Below are 20,898 nucleotides of genomic sequence, written 5' to 3' on the forward strand. Positions count from 1 at the left end.
GCCTTCGCCAAATCCTGGGCCAAATCAGTACATACCGTTCTTGCGACGGAAAGTCTGAAGGATCGCCTTCTCGAATGGAACGATGGAGAACTGCCGTCCGTTGTCATCGACGCGACAGGTAACCTGCGTTCGATGACGGATGCATTCGGGCTGGTCGGTCACGGCGGCTCGCTTGTTTACGTCGGACTCGTGAATGGCGATATTACGTTTAACGATCCTGAGTTTCACGCACGGGAACTAACGCTCCTAAGCAGTCGTAACGCTACACGGGAAGATTTCAGACGCGTAGCCGAGGCGGTGAAGAGCTCCAAATTGGATCTAAACGCCTATATTACGCACCGTTGTACGCTCGATCGGATGACAGAGCAGTTCGACGCCTGGCTGAAGCCGGAATCCTGCGTGGTCAAAGCCATTGTAGAGATCAACTAAAACCAGTTTTTTAGAGGAGGAGAGATAAGAATGGACAACCGGTTACAGGAGCACCGCTTGTGGTATTCAAAGCCCGCGAAGGAATGGAACGAAGCGCTGCCGGTAGGCAACGGACGGCTGGGGGCGATGGTCTTCGGGGGAGTTTCGGCGGAGCGTTTACAGCTCAACGAGGACTCCCTATGGTACGGAGGCCCACGAGACCGGAACAATCCGGACGCGCTACCCAATTTGACAGAGCTGCGGAAACTGATCCTGGAGGGGCGTCTGAAGGAAGCGGAGGAGCTGGCCTCGCTAGCCCTTCCCGGACTTCCGGAAACGCAGCGCCACTACCTTCCGCTAGGCGATCTTCTCCTGATGTTTAAGGGTCAGGATGAGCCCTTCACGGAGTACAGCCGGGAGCTGGATCTTGAACGCGGAACAGCCACGGTACGTTACCGGATCGGAGATATCATGTATACACGTGAAGTTGTGTCTAGCTATCCCGATCAAGCGCTGGTCATCCGACTATCAGCCGATAAAATCGGCGCGATTTCGTTCAAGGCTCGTTTTAATCGCGGTCGATGGAGGTACCTGGAGAAAACCGAGAAATGGGGCGAAGACGGACTGGTCATGACAGGACATAGCGGCGGGGAGGGCGGAAGCACCTTCTGCGCCGCTTTGAAGGCGGTTAGCAACGGAGGCACCGCCCAGACGATCGGCGAGCATCTTGTAATCGAGAACGCCGATTCCGTAACATTGTTCCTTGCTGCGGCAACGACCTTTCGCCAAAAGGATCCCTCCGCACACTGCAGATCGCATCTTAATGGCCTGTTGAATCAACCTTACTCGGAGCTGCTGGAGCGGCATCTTGCCGATTACCAGTCACTTTATGGCCGTACGAATCTGTCGCTGCCGGGAAGTATCGAGCTGGCCGGGTTGCCTACCGACGAGCGGCTGGATCGCGTAAAGCGGGGCGAAGCGGATCATGGCCTGGTCGCCCTGTATTTTCATTACGGCCGGTATCTGCTTATTGCGTCCAGCCGTCCCGGTTCACTACCAGCGAACCTGCAGGGCATCTGGAACGACAGTTTCACGCCGCCGTGGGACAGTAAATTTACGATCAATATCAACACTCAGATGAACTACTGGCCAGCAGAGCTTTGCAACCTGGCGGAATGTCACGAGCCGCTGTTCGAGTTCATCGAACGCATGCGGGAGCCGGGCAGGGTAACCGCACAAGCGATGTACGGCTGCCGCGGCTTTACGGCCCATCACAACACCGATATCTGGGCGGATACGGCGCCGCAGGATACGTATTTGCCGGCTTCGTTCTGGCCAATGGGTGCGGCCTGGCTCTGTCTGCATTTATGGGAACATTACCGATTCGGGCGAGATCTCACTTTCATTGATAGAGCATACGATACGATGAAGGAAGCTGCACTCTTTCTGCTCGATTATCTGGTCGAAGACGAGCAGGGAAGGCTCATTACTTGCCCATCCGTCTCGCCCGAAAATCGATATATTCTTTCAAGTGGGGAAGCGGGTGTGTTATGTGCAGGAGCGTCCATGGATTTTCAGATTATTGGCGCGCTGTTCGGCGCCTGCATTGAGGGCGCGAAGCTGCTTGGGAAGGATGAGACTTTCAAGGGCGAACTGGAGACTGCCCTGAAACGGCTGCCGCAGCCGAAGATCGGCAAATACGGACAAATCCAGGAGTGGATGGAGGATTACGAAGAGGAGGAGCCGGGTCACCGCCATATTTCCCATCTGTTCGCCCTGTATCCTGGCGATGCGTTCACGACCGAGCACACGCCCAATCTAGCCGCAGCCGCGCGGACCACACTGACGCGCAGACTGTCTTCCGGTGGGGGGCATACCGGCTGGAGTCGGGCCTGGATCATCAATTTCTGGGCCAGACTCCAGGACGGGATGCTCGCATACGACAACGTGATGGCACTGCTGCAACATTCTACGATGGCCAACCTGTTTGACAATCATCCTCCGTTCCAGATTGACGGAAACTTCGGCGGAACTGCCGGTATCGCGGAAATGCTGTTGCAAAGCCATGCCGGCATCATTCGGTTGCTGCCAGCGATTCCGGACGTATGGAGCGAAGGCGAGGCTAAGGGGCTGCGCGCACGTGGCGGATTCACGTTCAGCTTCAAGTGGGCAGAATCGAAGATTTCAGAAGTCATCGTAGAATGCACAATGTCTGGGCCATGCGAGATCGAGGCTCCCGGCTTCGCTCCCGTCTCCTTTATCGCGGAGGCGGGTAAGACGTATACGTTCGAAGGAAATGTAATGATAAATCAAAAACGATGAACATATGGATTGGGAGTCCTTCTTGGAACGGCGGCAGAAAGTAAATGTCACCAAGACATCGCTATCGGAAGATTGAGGTCAGCGGTTCGATCCCCGTAGGATCCATAATAAGAAAACCCTTGATGGTATATCATCAAGGGTTTTTGGTTCCTGAGCTGTGATAAAACGTACCATGTTTACTTTTCTTACATCGAAGCTAAAACCAGATATTTTTGGCGCTTTACGGAAAAATAGGTTTAATTTTTTCGTAATGGCAAAAAATAGGCTTTGAATTCCAGACCATCTTCATCATTGTGCGGGAAGGTCGAGTTATATCAAATTATAATTACCTCTATAGAAAAATAATATAACGTGATTTTTATTGACATAATGAAGAGAATTAAAATAACATAAGAATTATTTTCATCAAGAAGGAGGCAGCTATGAGCTTTAAAGAACAGTACGAAGAAATTGCAGGCGTTGGATGGACCATATTCGATAACCCCGAACTTGGCTACAAGGAATTTAAGACCCATCAAACAGTGACCGAATTTTTGAAGAAGGTAAATCCGGATATTGAGCTGCAATCATTCAGTACGACCGGGCTTCGGACAACCCTCGGCAGCGGCAAGCCGCTGAATATTGCTTTTATTGCGGAATTGGACGCCGTTTACGCTCCAACGCATTGGCGATCGGATAAGGAGACGGGTGCGGCACACAATTGCGGTCATTATACGCAGGTGGCGATCGCACTGGCTCTGTACAAACATTATGTTGAATCAAAGGCGTACGAAGCCCTTGATTATAGTTTAACGTTTATTTTTATTCCTGCTGAGGAGTATTTGGATCTCGCCTATAGGGACGAACTGCTTGCCAGCGGTAAGATTTCCTATTACGGGGGGAAACCCGAAGCGATGAAACTCGGCGTGTTCGACGATATCGACATCGGGTTATGCGTGCACGCCATGGGTGGTGAGTTTGCAGAGCGCACGATCGAAATCAACTGCGACCTGGCTGGATTTCTATACAAGCATTATACGTTTACCGGAAAAGCAACCCATGCGGGTTTCGATCCTTTCTCCGCCAAAAATGCCTACAGCATGTCAACCCTGTTCAATGTGGCGTTAGGGCTCAGCAGGCAGCAAATGAAGGACAGTGAGAAGGTTCGCATGAATCCGATCGTTCTGGACTCCGACATGTCGACAAACGTCATTCCCAACCGGATTACGGTGGGCAGCGATCTGCGCACCCAGTCGGTCGACTATATGAAGGAAGCGGCCTCCAAGATGGACGATGCGGCCAAGGGCAGCGCGCTGGCCCTTCAAGGCGAGGTCGAGATTAAGACGCAGATGGGATATTTGCCGTTCGTTCAGGACCGGTATTTGTCCGAATTCGTGATGGAGGCGTTCCAGGATAACGAGGAGATCGCGCGTATTTGGAACAATAACGCCATCAGCGCGGCAGGAGATATCGGCGATCTGGCCTTCATGATGCCTTGCATTCAAATCGGCTACAGTGGTTTTACGGGGACGATCCACGGCGACGATTTCAAGGATATCGATCCCGAGTTTATCTATGAAGTGTTCCCGAGATTTTTAACCCAGGTGCTGGAGCGAATGAGCGGACGTATTGATCGATCGAAGCTGTACCGTCGTACATTTGCCGAATACGAGCAGCTCCTTGCATCGATAGTTAGCTCCAACTAAGAACAGAAAAGAGGACATCATGGCATGAAGATAAAACTACAGTATCTCTATTTGCTTGCATTCGTGCTCATTGTAATCGCGGTTGCCGAATTTATCGGCATTCAGTCGATCCAGGTGGGCTCCGTAAAAATCAGCCTGCTCCCGCTCGTATTCGCCATTTTGATCACGATGCTGCTTGGCTTGTCGATTTTCCGGAAAGGTTTTATGAAGAAAGTTTACAGTAAGGAGAACGTCGGTTTCTCCAGCAAGTATCTAATCTTCATTATGCTGCCGCTTATGGCGAGATACGGCGCCGACGTTGCGCCCCGAATTGAAGATATATTAAAAGTAGGCTGGGTGTTTATCATTCAGGAAATCGGCAACCTGGGTACGATTCTGCTCGGACTTCCCATCGCCATTCTGCTCGGTCTGAGAAGGGAAGCCATCGGCGCTACGCTTGGACTCGGGAGGGAAGGGGAACTCGCTTACATATCCGAGAAATATACGCTTGACTCCGACGAAGGCCGCGGGGTGCTGTCCCTCTATATTATAGGTACCCTGTTCGGCACGCTGTTTTTCAGCATTCTTGCGCCGATCATGCTTGCTGCCGGCTTCTCGATCGAAGCGTTGGCCATGTCCTCCGGCGTCGGCTCCGCCAGTATGATGACAGGCTCTTCTTCCGCGCTAGTCGCGCATTCTCCTGAGATGACGGAGACCATTAACGGATACGCTGCTGCGAGCCAGCTGCTTACCAGCTTCCTCGGAACGTATACGATGGTATTTCTCGCGGTGCCGCTGCAGCGGTTCATGTACAAATTAATGGTCAGAGGTGATAAGAAATGAGCACCGGTTTGAATAAATACGCAAAATACGCCCTCGTCCTGCTGCTTAGCGTCGGTCTTATTTTATTTACGGAGCAAATGAAGTTCATCAAAAACGGCGAAGGCCATATTACGTTAGGGACGATAGCCGGCTTGGCCGTGCTGTGGCTTTTTTCCTTTATTGGCGTTCTGATCTCGTCCCTCATGAAAAAGACTCCGGTGAAATTCTTGCAGGACTTCCCGGTTCTTGGCTGGGTATCGATCGTTTCGCTTATCTGCTGCCTGATTTCGGATGTGTTCGTGGATGCCATCGCCAACGTCAACTTCTTGTCCATTACGACCCCGATCTTGGCGTTTGCCGGCATTTCCGTTGCCGACAGGCTGGTTGATCTTCGCAAAACCTCGTGGCGCGTCGCCATTGTTGCGGTTTTCGTGTTCACGGGAACGTACGTGGGAAGTGCATTATTATCAGAGTTTGGCCTCTATTTGTCCGGTAAGTAAAAGAATCTATTCACGGCGTTAAGTCTGAACCTTGCAAGCTTGCTCCTCCTTTAATGTGACCTCACCTATAAATTCGCTCTGAAGACACCAAAAGGTTCAGTAAAAAATACAGGCAGAAGGTGACCGGACAAATTCCGGTCACCTTCTGTCTGTTTGAATATAAAAGGCGCATGATGCCGTTTATCGTGCTTCCCAGGCCATGACGAATTCCGCCTGACCGGTATCCTCGTCGATGGTTTCTTCAACGACGGCAAAGCCGTTCCGGGAATAAAAACGAAATGCGTTCCCGTTCTCTTTATATACCTTGAGCTCGAGTTTGGGGCTGCGTTCCTTCATGAATTGAAGGAGAGCCCGGCCATATCCCTTGCCCTGATCCCGAGGGTGAACGAACAAAGCGGCCAAGGCATGCTGAACGGTCGATATAAAGCCTACCGTGGCGCCCGCTTCCTCTAGGACATAGGTATCGGCCATTGGCAAATACACGTCGCGCATGTCCTTTTGCTTGGATTCCCAGTATTCGGGTGAAATGAAATGGTGGGCCTCCTTCGAGGCGGCCAGCCAAATGTCAATGAGGCTGTCCATATCTTTGTCGGTCATCAATCGAATTTGCATCGTATTCACTCCAGTTTATAAAGTTTAGTCACGGATATACGTCCCGTATTGTAAAAGTTTACCTGACGCATGTCAATTCGTGATCCCATTTGACCCTTGGATCATAAGGTGATATATTTATCACGTAAAGTTACAAATATATCACTATTGAAAGAGGCGTTTGCGATGAAAATCATTCTCCGATTCGCGATGGGACTGCTCTGGATCGGCATTGGCATTCAGAGACTTGTCCAACAGTCGTACCCGCTGGCTCTATTATTTTTGGCAGGAGGCGTTCTTTTTGTTTATGCAGGCTGGAAACGTTGGAATGTCGGCAAGCAATGAGGGGGTGGAGCGGCGGCATTTATTAAGCATGAAGGGATTAGCTGCTTGGTACCGTGCGGAAACAGACGCCGTCATCTCCAATCTTAATTTGGAGATTGGCCCTAATCAGATCATAGGTTTGGTGGGATTGAACGGGGCCGGCAAGAGCACGCTGCTCCATGTCCTGAGCGGCATTCACCGGCATTATTCGCTGGAGCGGCTGCAGTGGAAGAACGAGGAAACTTCGCTGACAAGCCCTGCATTTAAACGTAATCGATATACCGTGTTCTCGGAGGACGAGTCGTTTGAGTATTTCACGTTCGAGGAGTATGTAAGGCATGTGTTTCAATCCTACGGACAAGAGGTCCGTCACGATATCTTGGACGAACTCGTTGCAGGATTCCATTTTCAGAATTACCGGAACGCATACTTGGGCCAATTATCGATGGGCAGCAGGAGGAAAGCCTACCTGATCACGGGATTTGCATTGCGCCCGGAGCTGCTGCTGTTGGATGAGCCGGTCAACGGATTGGATTTCGAAAGCACGGAATTTCTGTATCAAAAGATGAACGAGTACAGGAAACATGGGACGATCTTGTTTTCTTCTCACGTTCTGGAGAGTTTATGTCTAACATCAGACAGCATCATCATTTTGGAAGCCGGATCGATCCGTCATACCTTTTTGCAGGGAGACATGGATCCCGAGTTTATTAGAGGGGTACTGAACAAGTGATCTCGACATTTCATGGATTCGCCAAAAAGCTCCTGGGCTCAAGCTACGACCGTTTGTGGAAGCATGCCGCAGCCCTGCTTGTTTTATATGCGGCGATGAGCAGCCTGGATATCGATTACCACGTATCCTTAAATGTATTCATGACGGCCATCTCCGTATTTACGTTTGGCATGGTAGTAAGAACCTTATCGTCGGATGATAACCGGAGGAAGCTGAAGGGGGCGTTCATGCTTCCATTCAGGCCAAGCATGTTCAACGCAGCTTATTTTCTTGCGATAGCACTATATACCTTGGTCACCAAGACTTCGTACATTCTCGTTTTTTACATCTCGGTTTCTCTCTTTACGGGTATGCATGCGCTGGCATTTCTGCTGAGCTTCCTGAATGCGGGGGTGACCGCCTTCGTGGTATTTGCCCTGCTGAACAGGGGGAACAGGGTTCCGGCCTGTCTCTTGATGCTTCTCCAAGCGGCACTCTGTCTGCTCCCTGAGCCCTTCTTTCGTTTGACGGGACTGCTGATCAGCACCATCCTCCAAGGGTTCGTGCTGCATCGGACGGATGCTTACCGATTCTATAAGGACTCGAGGATGAAGGATAGTCATTCAACTCCGGTTCGAAGTTCTTCGTTCTTTCGGTATATTGTGCGCTACCTGTTATCCCATAAAAGCTATTTATACAATACGTTCGCATTATGTATCTTTGCGGGTTTCATGGCGTATATGCTGGAGCAGATGCATCTTGACTCGTACCTGCCGCTGGGATTCGCGGTTCTATCCTTTAACACGCCGATCGGTATCCTGCTGTCGAGTAATCGCGGGCTTCACCGGAAAATCCAAATGCTGCCCGGCCAGCTTGAACGTATAGTCGTTCCGTATGGGCTGTTTATACTGGCAGTAAACTTATTCATATATGCGATCTACTTAGCATGCTGGCAACTGTTTCATGGATCGTTGGAAATCATGTATTATGTACTTAGTGTGTTATTTGCCGCCCAATGCGCCATTTCGACCGTTTGGCTCGAATGGAAACATCCCGTTTTCCGTTGGAAGGTGGAGAGCGACTTATGGCATCATTCCCGCAAATATGCCGTTCCGCTCATCATGTGTTTATTGGCGGTCACGGTGATAAGCATGGAGTCGGCTGTGTATATGATCGCTCTGCTGGTAGGGACAGAGATGGTTTTGATTTTTAACCGCAGGAGAGGAATCAGGAATGTATAAGGGACAGAAGAAGCGTTACGTACGAATCGGTAAGCACGGATGGCTGCTTGGTTTGTTGGGGTTTAACGGCCTTCAGTATTTCAAGACCCATGATCCTTCATTTTTGTTTTACTTTAGTTTTTTCGGCTTTTTCAGTTTCTATTTCCATGGGAAGCTGGCGGAGGAAATGCCGGATGAGCGGTATTACATAAATGCTCAGAAGGCGCGGTCCATCACCATGTGGGTGCCTGCCGTATGTTTGTTTATCATCGGAATCGGCAGCATGCTTCCCTTCGGAACAAGAGAATTCATGATCATCGTGAGCGCAGCGGGTTGGGCAGCTACGTTTCTGACGTATTCCATAACTTTTTATTATCTGGATAAATATTGTTAGGTGGATGCCCATGGAACCATTCAAATGCAATTTAAAAAAGTACAGGCAGTTAGCGGAGATGACCCAGGACGAGTTGGCGGGAAAGGTCGGGGTTCGCAGAGAGACCATCATCCGTCTGGAGGCGGGGAAATATAATCCCTCTCTAAAGCTGGCAATCGATATTTCGCGGGTGGTGGGAGCGCCCATTGAGGAGCTGTTTATATTCGACTAAACCACGATGATGCATTTAATGGGTCCTAGCTATCCAACGAATGTGTCATTTCTTATATCCGCAAAAAAACTAAATAGTTCTTGAAAAAACTAATTAGTCATACTACAATAACATTTGATCCCAGTCAGAAAGAGAAGGCATTATTCCGTTTTCACACGGACTCTCAACATGTTATGGATCCGATTTGGATTATTTTAATATATTTATATATTTTTTGGGTTTTTTAGTATTTTCATGAAACTTTATCTTAATCTTAACGTCTGATATGTATATTCAGTCATAGGAGGAATAACATCCATGTATACCATTCAAAAGAAAACCGTCGCTCGACTCGTCACAGCAGGTTTGGCCGTAGCTCTTCTCGCATCGCCAATCTCTTCCATGCTGCCAGGGCCGGGGCATGTCGCAGCAGCTGCGTCTGCTGTGGACAAGTCTTCCCACAACCTAAAGCCGATATGGACGAAGACGTTGGGAGATCCGAGCAAGATTTGCCCCCAAACCACATTAATTAAGAACAACTTATACTATACCGTTGGGAAGAAATATATTGCTTTTGACGCTATGGCAGGCAAAACCCGCTGGACGTATCCCGCCGCTGCCGTCTCACAGACCGTAACGGATGGCCAATCGGTATGGTTTACGGATGCGACAGGCCGATTAATTAAGCTCAATGCTGCAACCGGCAAGCTGCAATGGAAGGTTAAAACACAATCCCAGCCAGGAAAGAAAGAAAGCCATGTGAACCATAGCTTGCATGCAGCCGATGGTGTGATCTATGTCGGGGATGCTTATGGGCTGACGGCGTACAACGCATCAAGCGGGAAGGTTAAGTGGAAATTGAAGGGCAGCGCCCATGGGTACAAAGTGCTCCAAACGGGAAAAATCCTTGTCGCAACCACGATTATCGACGGCGCATTGACCACGACCGGGTTACAGGGAATCGATGCTCAGAACGGCAAAGTAAAATGGACACAGACCGATGGTGATCATCAGGCCATTCTCTTCTCGAATGACAAGTCGTTCTATACGCGTGACGTAACCGAAGGCATCGATGCCGGATATGCAGCGAACATCGATGAAATTAATCTGACCAACGGAAAAATTATGGCTACCCGATCCTATATACCGGTGGATTTCGTGGAAGATCAAAGTGCATCCGATGTCGTATCCGATGGGGAATATTTCTATGTCATTGAAAAGTATGATGACACTCAAAAGAAAGCTGTAGTCTCCCGATTCCCGGCGGCTAGCCGTTCCAAAGCCGAGCCGGATCAAACCTATGCATTTGAAGCGGGAGTGGCCGAATGGTCCCTCGGGGATGCGGGCATCGCCTATGTAAGACTGGAAAACGGTAAGCTATTAACGCTCGATACAAACAGCGGACGTACGCTGGCCTCCGTTCAATACAAAGGCACTCCATTGCCGACGCTTATCGGCCAAAACGTGCTGGTCGTTCAGCATGGTGGGCAGATCAGCGGCGTCAATAAAGCTGCTGCCTCCCAGTAACGCAAGTCGAATATCAAATCTGGGCGTAGTTAAATACTTAAAACAGAAAGTCGACCTAAATGGGTCGACTTTTTGGTATGCCGTATCGTACGTTGCAGTGTATGATATTTGTATGCCATAATCTTTGAGTTAATTAGATCATGCCGTTGAAATGAAGGTTGGCTAAGACATATCCGGCAAATCGTAAACGGTTACAAGGCTGCAAGGGGGGCAGGTATGAAACCATTATTCAAGATCATGATTGTGGATGACGAAATGCTTGTCAGGCAGGGGATTAAGCACCTGCTCAATTGGGAACAGGAAGGATACCAAATCGTCGGTGAGGCTTCTAACGGTCTGGAAGCACTGAATTTGATGGATGAGGTGAATCCCCACGTCATTCTTACAGATATCGTAATGCCTGTCATGGGCGGGGAGAAACTGGTCAAGATTGTTAAGGAGAAGTATCCTCACATCGAAGTCATCGTGCTCAGCAGTTTCAGTGAGTACGATTACGTCCGGTCTACTTTTCAGAGTGGTGTAGCGGACTATATCCTGAAGCCAAAGCTGGAAGCAGATTATCTATTATCCATCCTAAATAAGACTACGGCCAAAATGGTCGCCATGAAGCCGGAGGATGATCCAGGCGCGGATCGAGAGGAAGGACAGATCCTGCAAGCCATCGAGAAACTTATGACCGGATATGAGCCTGCGCTGGATCCCGTGTTGCTGGATTCGAAATTCCCTTATGGACAGTATTTGTTTTTTGGAGCGGATATGAAGCACATGAAAGATTCCGGTGACAAATGGAGTTTCGGAAACGAAATGGAACGAGGGCTTCAGCAGCTTGCTTTGTCCGAGATCGTGTATATACGGTTAAAGTTTATTAACGATACGGCACTTTTTCTGCTCAATGTGAATCCTGAGCGGTGGGACGAGCTTGTTATTGAACTCCGGCATTTGATCTCCAAATTGGCACATGATGTGAGAGAGACGCATTTTGTTATCAGCCAGAGCTTCACCGACTTTAAAAGTCTTGGCGAGATTTATAATGATAATTATCTGAAACTCATGCGATACGGCTTCTTCCTGAAGGACCGGACGCTGATTGAATACGAACATTTGCCGGGCCTTCCGGATGCGCATCTCGAATATGACATGGGCGAGCTCATGGAACAGTTGAAACGCAAGCAGTACCGGAAGGCATTCATCGGCTTTTTGGAATACGTCCACCTGCGCTCGATGGATTATCGTACCGATATTTTCGAATTCAAATCGTCGTTGGGGAATTTCATATTTAACGTGGCGACCACGCTTGGAAAAATGAAGGTGGAGACCGGAAGTCTGGAGAATGCCAAATACGATTATTTCCGAAAAATTGACGAGTCCAGGTATGCCAGCGAAGCTATCGCTGTTGTCGAAGCGTTCATCCGCGAAGCGGAACGTGCGATAGGCGAGACGAATACATCCGTTAATCCCAATATGGACCGGCTGCTCGAATATATTCAGGACCATTATGCCGACCCCATCACACTCACCGGAGTGGCCAGGCAGTTCCACTTCAACGCTTCTTATCTGTCGAGTTATTTTGCTGCGTATAATGGAGAAGGTTTCAGTGAATACCTCAACAAAATCCGCTTGGAAAAAGCCATGGAGCTGCTTCTGACAACGGAACATACGATTTCCGAAATCAGCGCCAGCGTGGGATACTCGGATCAGAGCTACTTCACCAAGGTGTTCAAGAAGCAGACAGGCATCTCTCCGAGCCAGTTTCGGAGGCAAGACGCGCGGGAGATACGGGAATCATGATTGGACAAGCCATAAACAAGCTTAGAAAACAGGGCTTATTCCTTAAGCTGTTTCTCGTGACCCTCATCAGCATCGTTACCGTATCACTTCTGACGCTGTCCATTACCATCAGCATGTCGGAAAAATTATTTCTGCAGACATTCAGCATCACGAACGGCAAGCTGTTAAACCAGATGAAGTCAAACCTGGAGTCCTATAATAACGCTATAGCAACCGGTGCCACCATGATCGCCCAGAATGCGGCAATCCGCAGTTATTTATCGGGCGGAGAGACGGAGGCCGTGGCGCTTGCGATAAAAACGTACCAGATGACAGAGGGCATGAAGTCGATCCAGTCTAACTTTAGTGCTTATGACGTTGGCATCATGATCGTTGGAGCGAATGGGAGAAGTTATTCCACAGATCCTTGGTATTGGTCTGTCTCAGCCAAGGAATTGAAGGATCACCCGTTTACAAAAGCGACTAAGGCTCACCCTGCGCAAATCTTATACCAGCTCTATCGCGGCGAGGATCATAGCGCAGACGCAAAGGAGCCCATGTTAGTGGCTTCCAAAGCTCTCTTTGATCAGCCTACCGGCAGAATTTATGGCACCCTGTACGTGGTCATTCGTGACCGGAATTTTAAACCCTTCTATGCGAATTTTACAAGCGAAGGCAATGACGTTGTGCTATTGAACGAGAAAGGGGTCATTGTATCCAGCAACAGGACCGAGTTGATCGGGATGTCGGATGAGGGGCTGCTTCAAGAAGTCGTAACCGATCAGGGCGAGGGAGAGGACGATCCATCTGCCTATGTGATGGGAAACGAACGAATTGTGTTCTCGGAGTACCTGCCGGAATTTGGATTTTATTTGGTGAATATGATCGACAAGAAAGCCGTGACCGGACAGATGGTGAACGCTAAAGCAGTCACCTTGACGATCATGGCGATCGTTGCGATATCACTTGTCATTGTTTTTCTGATCACCCGGCGAATGACGCAGTCACTCCGTGTACTCGTCGAACAGATGTCGAGCATTCCGACGAGCGGATTCGATCATCATGTAGATGTTGCAAACAGCAGCTATGAAGTCAAGGAGCTGGGGAACGCCTTCAACTATATGCTTGATGCGCTGCATGATTATGTCGACCAATTGATGGAAACCCAGAAGCAGCAGCGAAATGCGGAGCTGGCCGCGCTCCAAATGCAAATCAATCCACATTTTTTATACAATACGCTGGCTTCGATCAAATTTCTGGTACAGCAGGGCAACAAGGAAAAAGCCGCGGGTACGATCAACGCGCTTATATCGCTCCTGCAAAATACAGTCAGCGATATTCATTCCACCATTCCTGTTCGACAGGAGCTGGAGACGCTGAAGCATTATGTGTATATTAATCATGTGCGATACGGAGAGAAAATCCGCGTTCATTACTTTGTGGAGCCGGATAGCCTGGATTATCATATGCCTAAGCTCATTCTCCAGCCTTTTATTGAGAATGCATTTTTCCACGCATTCAACATCAAGGGAGAGGGAAGGATTCTGATCATGATTGCCGTTCAGGATGAGCAGCTTGTATGTGAAGTTGCAGATGACGGGGACGGTATGTATCTGGAGCAGAACCCGGCGGAGGAACAATCGCTGCCTGCACCGATGAGTAAACGCCAATTGTTCTCCGGCATTGGGATACGCAATGTGGATGACCGAATTAAATTGATGTACGGGGAGCAATACGGGGTCAACATTACAAGCAAACGCAATGAAGGAACGAAAATCATCATTACGCTTCCATTGACCAAAAGCTAAAGATATTACAAGAACCTAAAGATAGTACCAGAGCCGGTATGAAAGCGAAAATAGGATCCAATAATAGCACCAAAGCTAACAAAGATAGTGCCAATGAAAACGAATACAAGGTGATAAGATGGATGCGTAGCAGAGAAAACGCTTCCATCTTTTATTATTTTCAGACTTAAAAGGGGGTTACACATTGAAAAAATTAATGAGCTTACTGCTGGCCGGGGTTGTCCTCTTGTCGGCATGTTCTTCGGGCGGCGGTACGGAAGGCGGGTCGGGCAGTAACGGCAGCTCTAGCGGTGAAGGCAGTGCCGCTCCAAAAGAAATTACGGTATGGGCTTGGGACCCGGCATTTAACATTGCCGCCATGAATGTAGCTAAAGAAGCCTATGCCCAAGTGAATCCGGACGTCACGATTCATGTTGTAGAGAATGCGCAGGCCGATATCGTTCAAAAGCTGAACACCGGGTTGAACTCCGGTTCCACGAAAGGCTTGCCTAACATCGTGCTCATTGAGGATTACCGTGCGCAGAGCTTCTTGCAAGCGTATCCGGATTCCTTCTACGAATTGACGGACATCGTGAAAGTGGATGACTTTGCGGACTATAAGATTGGCCCGACCAGCGTAGAAGGCAAGCAGTACGGCGTTCCGTTTGACTCCGGCGTGACGGGAATGTACGTGCGAACGGATTATCTCGAGCAGGCAGGTTACAGTCTGGATGACCTGCAGGACATCGACTGGAAGCAGTACATCGAGATTGGCAAAGCCGTCAAAGAGAAAACCGGCAAAAGCATGATTACGCTCGATCCTAACGATCTGGGACTCATCCGCATGATGATCCAATCGGCGGGGGCATGGTATACGGCGGAAGATGGCCAGACTCCGACGATTGCTGACAATGCTGCGCTGCAGGAAGCCTTTGAATTATACAAAGAAATGATGGATTCCGGCATCGTGAAGGTGAACTCGGACTGGAGCCAATTTGTTGGAGCATTCAACAGCGGCGAAGTGGCTACCGTACCGACCGGTAACTGGATTACGCCTTCGATCAAAGCCGAAGCTTCCCAATCCGGTAAATGGGCGGTAGCTCCGCTTCCTAAGCTTGCGGCTACCGAGGGGTCCGTCCATGCATCGAATCTAGGGGGCAGCTCCTGGTATGTCATGAATGTTGAAGGCAAAGAAGCAGCTGCGGAGTTCCTCGCGAAGACGTTTGCTTCCGATGCTGAGCTGTATCAGACGTTGAACACAAAAGTCGGGGTCATCGGCACTCTGAAAGCCGCCGCAAGCGGAGAAGCTTACGCGGCAGCGGATGAATATTTCCAGGGCCAAAAAGTCGTATCAGACTTTGCCGCTTGGACCGAACAAATTCCTAACGTGAACTACGGCATGAACACCTACGCCATCGAGGACATTATGGTCGTTGCCATGCAGGCATATCTCGGCGGTAAAGATGTGGAAACCGTGCTGAAAGATGCGCAGACGCAAGCCGATACGCAAATTCGTTAAACACACTCAGGCAGTATAACAAATGCCCTTGCTCCTTCTTCTCCTGTAAAGTGGACATCTGCTGAAGGAAGGGGAGCGAGGGCTTTATTATTTCTATCCATAAGAAATGTGATCAACAGAAGGGTGTGGAGTGGTATGAATACAGAAAAAGCCAGGCTAAACCCGCAAATTCATAAGGGCCTGAACAGTCAAAGGCGGATACGTTTGACAGGCTGGCTCTTTGTTCTTGTGCCGGTTGTCATGATTAGTATTTTTTATTTCTATCCGATGGTTCAAGCGTTAATCCTATCCTTCAAATCAGGCAGGGGCAGCAATCTGCAGTTTGTCGGTATAGACAACTATATTCGTCTGTTCAGCGATACCACCTTCCTTACGGCCGTCAAGAACACATTTATTTACTTACTCATTCAGGTTCCGGTCATGCTGGTGCTGGCGCTCTTTATCGCTGTGCTGCTCAATGACGATAGACTGAAGTTTAAAGGTTTTTTCAGAACGGCTATTTTCCTGCCAACGGTAACCTCGCTTGTCGCGTACTCCGTCGTCTTTAAGTACATGTTCGGAGCCGACGGCATCGTCAATAAATTTCTGGTGAATCTTCATCTGATCCAGGAACCGATTCAATGGATTACCGACCCTTTCTGGGCGAAAGTTACGATTATCATCGCGATCACCTGGCGTTTTACAGGCTATAATATGATTTTCTATTTATCATCACTTCAAAATATCGATAAATCCGTGTATGAAGCTGCACGCATCGATGGTGCAAATGCCTTCATGCAGTTCTTCAAAATTACGATTCCGCTTCTGAAGCCGATCATTTTGTTTACGACCATAACATCGACCATTGGAACGCTCCAGTTGTTTGACGAGGTGGTTAACATCACCAAGGGCGGCCCCGGAAACGCAACCATGTCGATATCGCAATATATTTACAATCTTTCCTTCGAATACACGCCTGACTTTGGATACGCTGCTACCGTTTCCTACTCGATCGTACTCATGGTGGTCATATTGACGATGATCCAGAACAAAGTTGGAGGTGACAAGAGATCATGAAAACCAAACGCGTGTTTACTTACCTGTTTCTAATTATCGCTGCCCTGATCTCCATCTTTCCGTTTATCTGGATGGTTGTCAGTGCCACCAATCCGTCCGTGGACGTAACGAAAGGGACGCTGCTGCCGGGTTCGCACCTGGTCAAGAATATCAACAATCTGTTCAGCTCCGTAGACATGTGGCAAGCTCTCTGGAATTCCGCGAAAATCTCGGTGGTGACTACCGTGCTTTCACTGCTGGTAGCCTCAGCGGCAGGTTATGGCTTTGAGATGTACCGCAGCCGCGGCAAAGATATCGTATTTAATATCCTGCTGGCCTCGATGATGATTCCGTTCGCGGCGATTATGGTGCCTTTATTTCAGATGTTTGCCAAAGTATCGGGGGTTGTACCTTTTCTAGGCATTGATACGGCAGGGGCTGTCATTCTGCCGACATTCACGACAGCGTTCCTAATCTTCTTCTTCCGTCAAAGCACCAAAATGTTTCCCAAGGATATGATGGAAGCCGGTCGCATCGATGGTCTGTCGGAGCTGGGCCTATTCTTCCGCATCTATATGCCGACGATGAAATCGACCTATGCAGCCGCAGCGATTATTACTTTCTTGAACAGCTGGAACAACTATCTGTGGCCGCTGATCGTGCTGCAGTCGCCGGAGAATATGACCGTGCCGCTGCTGATATCGAACCTGGGATCAGGCTATGCTCCAGACTACGGTTTGATCATGTCCGCCATCGTCATTACGACGCTGCCGACGGCGCTTGTGTTCTTTATGATGCAGAAACAATTTGTTGCTGGGATGACAGGTTCAGTGAAATAAAGTTGAAAATGGAGGAAAACAGATGAAACAGCAGGTTGAACGAGGAGTCGCGCCAAGTCTTGCATGGTTGTCCGACCCCGGTGTATTTGCGGTAGGCCGGATGCCCGCGCACTCCGATCATCGGTATTACGAATCGATGCTGGAAGCCGAACAGCTTGGAGAGATGCCTTGGCGCCGCAGTCTGAATGGGAGCTGGAAGTTTAGTTACGCCCATAATGCCAAGGAACGCCAAGCGGATTTTTATAAAACGGACGAATCCTGCAGAGGATGGGATGATATTGAGGTTCCCGGACATATCCAGCTTCAGGGTTATGGGCAGCCGCAGTACGTGAACACGATGTACCCGTGGGACGGTCAGGAGTTTCTTAGACCCCCGATGATCTCAGAGGACCACAATCCCGTGGGCAGCTATGTGAAGTTTTTCAACGTTCCTGCCGGCTGGCAGCAGCGTCCGCTGTATATCTCTTTTCAGGGAGTTGAATCGGCTTTCTATGTATGGCTGAACGGGGAGTTTGTCGGTTACAGCGAAGACAGCTTTACGCCGAGCGATTTCGACCTCACGCCGTACTTGACGGAAGGCGAGAATAAGCTGGCTGTCGAGGTCTATCAACGCAGCACCGGAAGCTGGCTGGAGGATCAGGATTTTTGGCGCTTTTCCGGTATTTTTCGCGATGTGTATCTGTACACGGTACCTGACGTTCATGTGCAGGATCTGCATGTTCAAACCGATTTGGATGAAACGTATGAACGTGGAACGCTGAGGGTTACCATGCAGCTGAGGGGAAAGCCGGCTTCGAAAGTAGCCCTAGAGCTCAAGGATGCAGCAGGAAATTCAGTGGTCCTGGGGGAGACCCATGATTCCGGGGAAACGGCATCGATTGCGTTAGCTGCAGGTAAGGTCAAGCGGTGGAGCGCAGAAGAGCCTAATTTATATACATTGTACGTATCCGTCTATGACGCATCCGGAAACCTTGTGGAGGTCGTGCCGCAAAAGATAGGTTTTCGCAAATTCGAGATGATTGACAAGGTGATGCATTTAAACGGCAAGCGCATTGTGTTCAAAGGCGTCAACCGGCACGAATTCAATTCCCGCCGCGGACGCAGCATTACGAAAGAGGATATGCTGTGGGATATCAAGACATTGAAGCAGGCGAATATCAACGCCGTACGGACGTCGCATTATCCGAATCAGACGATGTGGTACGAGCTGTGTGATGAGTACGGCGTGTACGTAATCGACGAGATGAATCTGGAGACGCATGGTTCATGGCAGAAAATGGGAGTCGTTGAGCCATCCTGGAACATACCGGGCAGCAGGCCGGAATGGCAGGATATCGTGTTGGACCGTGCCATTTCCATGATCGAGAGGGACAAGAATCACCCATCGATTTTGATCTGGTCTTGCGGCAATGAGTCTTACGCCGGAGAAGTCATTCGGAACGTTGCGAACTTGTTCCGGGAGAGGGACCCTAGCCGGCTGGTCCATTACGAAGGAGTGTTCCATAACCGGAAATATGACGATGCGAGCGATATGGAGAGCCGCATGTATGCAAAACCGGCGGATATTGAGCAGTATCTGCAAAACGATCCTTCCAAGCCCTATATTAGCTGCGAGTACATGCATGCCATGGGCAATTCCGTCGGCGGATTGCATAAATACACGGAGCTGGAGCAGAAATATCCGATGTATCAAGGCGGCTTCATCTGGGATTTCATGGATCAAGTTATCGTGAAACATGATCGTTACGGCAAGCCTTTTATGGCTTATGGAGGGGACTTTGATGATCGTTCAACCGATTACAACTTCTCCGGCAACGGCATCGTTTATGCGAATCGGACATGGTCCCCCAAAATGCAGGAAGTGAAGTTCCTGTATCAGAACGTTAAGCTGACCCCGGATCGTTATGGCGTCACGATTAGAAACGAGAATTTATTCGTGGGCTTGGATGCTTATGAAGTTATATATTGCGTGAATGTAGAGGGAAGGAAAATCTACAGCGGAGCGGTATCCACCCAGGTTGATCCCGGCGAAGAGCGATATGTAAAGCTGGAACTGCCTGAGGTGGGGCTTCCGATTGGTGAATATGCGTTAGACGTTTCACTCGTGCTCAAGAAGGATTCGTTGTGGGCGAAAGCCGGTTATGAAATGGCTTTTGGACAGTTTGTTTTCCGAGTGGAGAACGCGCTCGCTGTTGACGCTCCTGGCAATACGTCAGCGTCGGCGGCGGAACGCCTGCAACCATGTTTAGGGGGTTCGCATGATATGGCTGCGAATGATTTCCGTGTAGTTGAAGGGGATGTAAACATCGGCGTTCATGGGCGTGATTTCTCCGTCATGTTCTCAAAGCAGGCAGGAACCCTCATATCCGTCAAGTATGCGGGACGGGAGATGATCTCTTCGCCGCCCGCTCCGCTCTTCTGGAGAGCGATGACGGATAACGATAAAGGGGCCGGACTGCCGTTTGATTCTGCGCTTTGGTATGCTGCTAGCCTGACTCGGAGAATGTTAAGCTGCGAGCTTACGGAAGACTCGGATCACGCGACCGTGACCTATGTGTATAAACTGAGCGTGTCCGAGGAAGTAAGGGTCCGCGTATCTTATACGGTGTTCACCGATGGAAGCATTCAAGTAAAGTCGGGGTACCAAGGTGCACCGGAATTGCCGAAGCTGCCGATCTTTGCTCTTACCTTCAAAGTACCGGCGGACTACGACAACCTGGATTGGTATGCGAACGGGCCGGAAGAGAATTATATCGACCGTGCATTTGGAGCTAAATTGTGTCGCTTCCGGAATCGTGCGGCGGATCAAGTTTCAGCATACTTGGTACCGCAGGAATCGGGCAATCGTACAGGCGTGCGGGAGGTATCCATAACCAGCGATCAAGGTCATGGCATCACGATTGAGGCACCATCGGCAGCACCGGTAGAAGCCAATATATCGCCGTATACCGCATTTGAGCTGGAGAACGCGACGCATCATTATGAGCTGCCGAACGTTCACCATACCGTTGTTACCATTGCCGGGCGGCAAATGGGGGTTGGGGGTGACGACAGCTGGGGGGCTCCGGTTCATGACGAGTATCAGATCGATCCTTCGACGGACATGTCCTTTGAATTTACCATTCGCAGAGCTTAATGCGAGCTTCGATAACCGTTGCCACAATATTGCCGAAATCCTTATTTAAGGGTTTCGGTTTTTTTGATTTCTCCACTTCATTTGTATTTTCCACCACTTTTGAATCCTCCGTACCTGAGGGATGTTTAAGGATTCATCAAA

The 20,898-nt window shown here is 49.4% G+C and carries 18 protein-coding genes; 17 read left to right on the forward strand and 1 reads right to left on the reverse strand.

Annotation, left to right across the window (positions count from 1 at the left end; genetic code table 11):
* The 5 genes from M4D81_RS26990 to M4D81_RS27010 all read left to right on the forward strand — a co-directional run.
* On the forward strand, window positions 1-429 hold a 429-nt coding region (locus tag M4D81_RS26990), incomplete at its 5' end, for a zinc-binding dehydrogenase (protein ID WP_260068667.1).
* 30 nt (window positions 430-459) lie between these two features.
* Window positions 460-2,730 (forward strand): glycoside hydrolase family 95 protein, encoded by a 2,271-nt coding sequence (locus M4D81_RS26995; RefSeq protein WP_260068668.1) that lies wholly within the window; start codon window positions 460-462, stop codon window positions 2,728-2,730.
* 422 nt (window positions 2,731-3,152) lie between these two features.
* Window positions 3,153-4,415 (forward strand): M20/M25/M40 family metallo-hydrolase, encoded by a 1,263-nt coding sequence (locus M4D81_RS27000; RefSeq protein WP_260068669.1) that lies wholly within the window; start codon window positions 3,153-3,155, stop codon window positions 4,413-4,415.
* 24 nt (window positions 4,416-4,439) lie between these two features.
* Window positions 4,440-5,237 carry a DUF3100 domain-containing protein gene (locus tag M4D81_RS27005; protein WP_260068670.1) on the forward strand — a complete coding sequence of 266 codons (798 nt, stop codon included), beginning with the start codon at window positions 4,440-4,442 and terminating at the stop codon, window positions 5,235-5,237.
* On the forward strand, window positions 5,234-5,716 hold the full coding sequence (locus tag M4D81_RS27010) for a hypothetical protein (RefSeq protein WP_113057461.1): 483 nt from the start codon (window positions 5,234-5,236) through the stop codon (window positions 5,714-5,716). Before M4D81_RS27005 ends, M4D81_RS27010 begins: the two co-directional genes overlap by 4 nt.
* Window positions 5,717-5,896: 180 nt before the next feature.
* Here M4D81_RS27010 and M4D81_RS27015 read toward each other — a convergent pair whose 3' ends face one another.
* Entirely contained in the window at window positions 5,897-6,328 is a 432-nt protein-coding gene (locus tag M4D81_RS27015; protein ID WP_260068671.1) for an N-acetyltransferase, read from the reverse strand.
* Window positions 6,329-6,493: 165 nt separating this feature from the next.
* Here M4D81_RS27015 and M4D81_RS27020 point away from each other — a divergent pair, with 165 nt between their 5' ends.
* From M4D81_RS27020 to lacZ, 12 genes are all read left to right on the forward strand, one after another.
* Window positions 6,494-6,652 (forward strand): hypothetical protein, encoded by a 159-nt coding sequence (locus M4D81_RS27020; RefSeq protein ID WP_162487664.1) that lies wholly within the window; start codon window positions 6,494-6,496, stop codon window positions 6,650-6,652.
* On the forward strand, window positions 6,615-7,364 hold the full coding sequence (locus M4D81_RS27025) for an ATP-binding cassette domain-containing protein (RefSeq protein ID WP_260068672.1): 750 nt from the start codon (window positions 6,615-6,617) through the stop codon (window positions 7,362-7,364). Before M4D81_RS27020 ends, M4D81_RS27025 begins: the two co-directional genes overlap by 38 nt.
* The gene (locus tag M4D81_RS27030; RefSeq protein ID WP_260068673.1) at window positions 7,361-8,584 is read left to right on the forward strand and encodes a hypothetical protein; all 1,224 of its coding nucleotides are present in this window, start codon (window positions 7,361-7,363) and stop codon (window positions 8,582-8,584) included. The genes M4D81_RS27025 and M4D81_RS27030 overlap by 4 nt, the downstream gene beginning before the upstream one ends.
* Window positions 8,577-8,957: a DUF2178 domain-containing protein gene (locus tag M4D81_RS27035; protein WP_260068674.1), complete on the forward strand. Its 381-nt coding sequence runs from the start codon at window positions 8,577-8,579 to the stop codon at window positions 8,955-8,957. Before M4D81_RS27030 ends, M4D81_RS27035 begins: the two co-directional genes overlap by 8 nt.
* Before the next feature lie 10 nt (window positions 8,958-8,967).
* Entirely contained in the window at window positions 8,968-9,168 is a 201-nt protein-coding gene (locus M4D81_RS27040; RefSeq protein ID WP_071223363.1) for a helix-turn-helix transcriptional regulator, read from the forward strand.
* Window positions 9,169-9,465: 297 nt separating this feature from the next.
* A complete protein-coding gene (locus tag M4D81_RS27045; protein WP_260068675.1) occupies window positions 9,466-10,674 on the forward strand; it encodes a PQQ-like beta-propeller repeat protein in 1,209 nt (402 codons plus the stop codon).
* A gap of 216 nt (window positions 10,675-10,890) precedes the next feature.
* Window positions 10,891-12,462, forward strand: a complete 1,572-nt coding sequence (locus M4D81_RS27050; protein WP_260068676.1) for a response regulator transcription factor — start codon at window positions 10,891-10,893, stop codon at window positions 12,460-12,462.
* Window positions 12,459-14,249, forward strand: a complete 1,791-nt coding sequence (locus M4D81_RS27055; protein WP_260068677.1) for a cache domain-containing sensor histidine kinase — start codon at window positions 12,459-12,461, stop codon at window positions 14,247-14,249. Before M4D81_RS27050 ends, M4D81_RS27055 begins: the two co-directional genes overlap by 4 nt.
* A 184-nt stretch (window positions 14,250-14,433) precedes the next feature.
* Entirely contained in the window at window positions 14,434-15,747 is a 1,314-nt protein-coding gene (locus M4D81_RS27060; RefSeq protein WP_260068678.1) for an ABC transporter substrate-binding protein, read from the forward strand.
* Window positions 15,748-15,987: 240 nt separating this feature from the next.
* Complete coding sequence (locus tag M4D81_RS27065) at window positions 15,988-16,803, forward strand: carbohydrate ABC transporter permease (protein ID WP_397376782.1); 816 nt, start codon at window positions 15,988-15,990, stop codon at window positions 16,801-16,803.
* Window positions 16,800-17,621 carry a carbohydrate ABC transporter permease gene (locus tag M4D81_RS27070; protein WP_194544115.1) on the forward strand — a complete coding sequence of 274 codons (822 nt, stop codon included), beginning with the start codon at window positions 16,800-16,802 and terminating at the stop codon, window positions 17,619-17,621. The genes M4D81_RS27065 and M4D81_RS27070 overlap by 4 nt, the downstream gene beginning before the upstream one ends.
* Before the next feature lie 22 nt (window positions 17,622-17,643).
* Window positions 17,644-20,757, forward strand: a complete 3,114-nt coding sequence (gene lacZ / locus M4D81_RS27075) for a beta-galactosidase, LacZ type (protein WP_260068680.1) — start codon at window positions 17,644-17,646, stop codon at window positions 20,755-20,757.
* Window positions 20,758-20,898: the final 141 nt, after the last annotated feature.

The organism is Paenibacillus sp. p3-SID867 (genome assembly GCF_025142895.1).
GTDB lineage: Bacteria > Bacillota > Bacilli > Paenibacillales > Paenibacillaceae > Paenibacillus_AQ.

Coding starts and splice junctions, on each gene's coding strand:
- M4D81_RS26995 (WP_260068668.1), top strand. CDS start 460: ATGGACAACCGGTTACAGGAGCACCGCTTGTGGTATTCAAAGCCCGCG.
- M4D81_RS27000 (WP_260068669.1), top strand. CDS start 3,153: ATGAGCTTTAAAGAACAGTACGAAGAAATTGCAGGCGTTGGATGGACC.
- M4D81_RS27005 (WP_260068670.1), top strand. CDS start 4,440: ATGAAGATAAAACTACAGTATCTCTATTTGCTTGCATTCGTGCTCATT.
- M4D81_RS27010 (WP_113057461.1), top strand. CDS start 5,234: ATGAGCACCGGTTTGAATAAATACGCAAAATACGCCCTCGTCCTGCTG.
- M4D81_RS27015 (WP_260068671.1), bottom strand. CDS start 6,328: ATGCAAATTCGATTGATGACCGACAAAGATATGGACAGCCTCATTGAC.
- M4D81_RS27020 (WP_162487664.1), top strand. CDS start 6,494: ATGAAAATCATTCTCCGATTCGCGATGGGACTGCTCTGGATCGGCATT.
- M4D81_RS27025 (WP_260068672.1), top strand. CDS start 6,615: ATGCAGGCTGGAAACGTTGGAATGTCGGCAAGCAATGAGGGGGTGGAG.
- M4D81_RS27035 (WP_260068674.1), top strand. CDS start 8,577: ATGTATAAGGGACAGAAGAAGCGTTACGTACGAATCGGTAAGCACGGA.
- M4D81_RS27040 (WP_071223363.1), top strand. CDS start 8,968: ATGGAACCATTCAAATGCAATTTAAAAAAGTACAGGCAGTTAGCGGAG.
- M4D81_RS27045 (WP_260068675.1), top strand. CDS start 9,466: ATGTATACCATTCAAAAGAAAACCGTCGCTCGACTCGTCACAGCAGGT.
- M4D81_RS27050 (WP_260068676.1), top strand. CDS start 10,891: ATGAAACCATTATTCAAGATCATGATTGTGGATGACGAAATGCTTGTC.
- M4D81_RS27055 (WP_260068677.1), top strand. CDS start 12,459: ATGATTGGACAAGCCATAAACAAGCTTAGAAAACAGGGCTTATTCCTT.
- M4D81_RS27065 (WP_397376782.1), top strand. CDS start 15,988: ATGATTAGTATTTTTTATTTCTATCCGATGGTTCAAGCGTTAATCCTA.
- M4D81_RS27070 (WP_194544115.1), top strand. CDS start 16,800: ATGAAAACCAAACGCGTGTTTACTTACCTGTTTCTAATTATCGCTGCC.
- lacZ (WP_260068680.1), top strand. CDS start 17,644: ATGAAACAGCAGGTTGAACGAGGAGTCGCGCCAAGTCTTGCATGGTTG.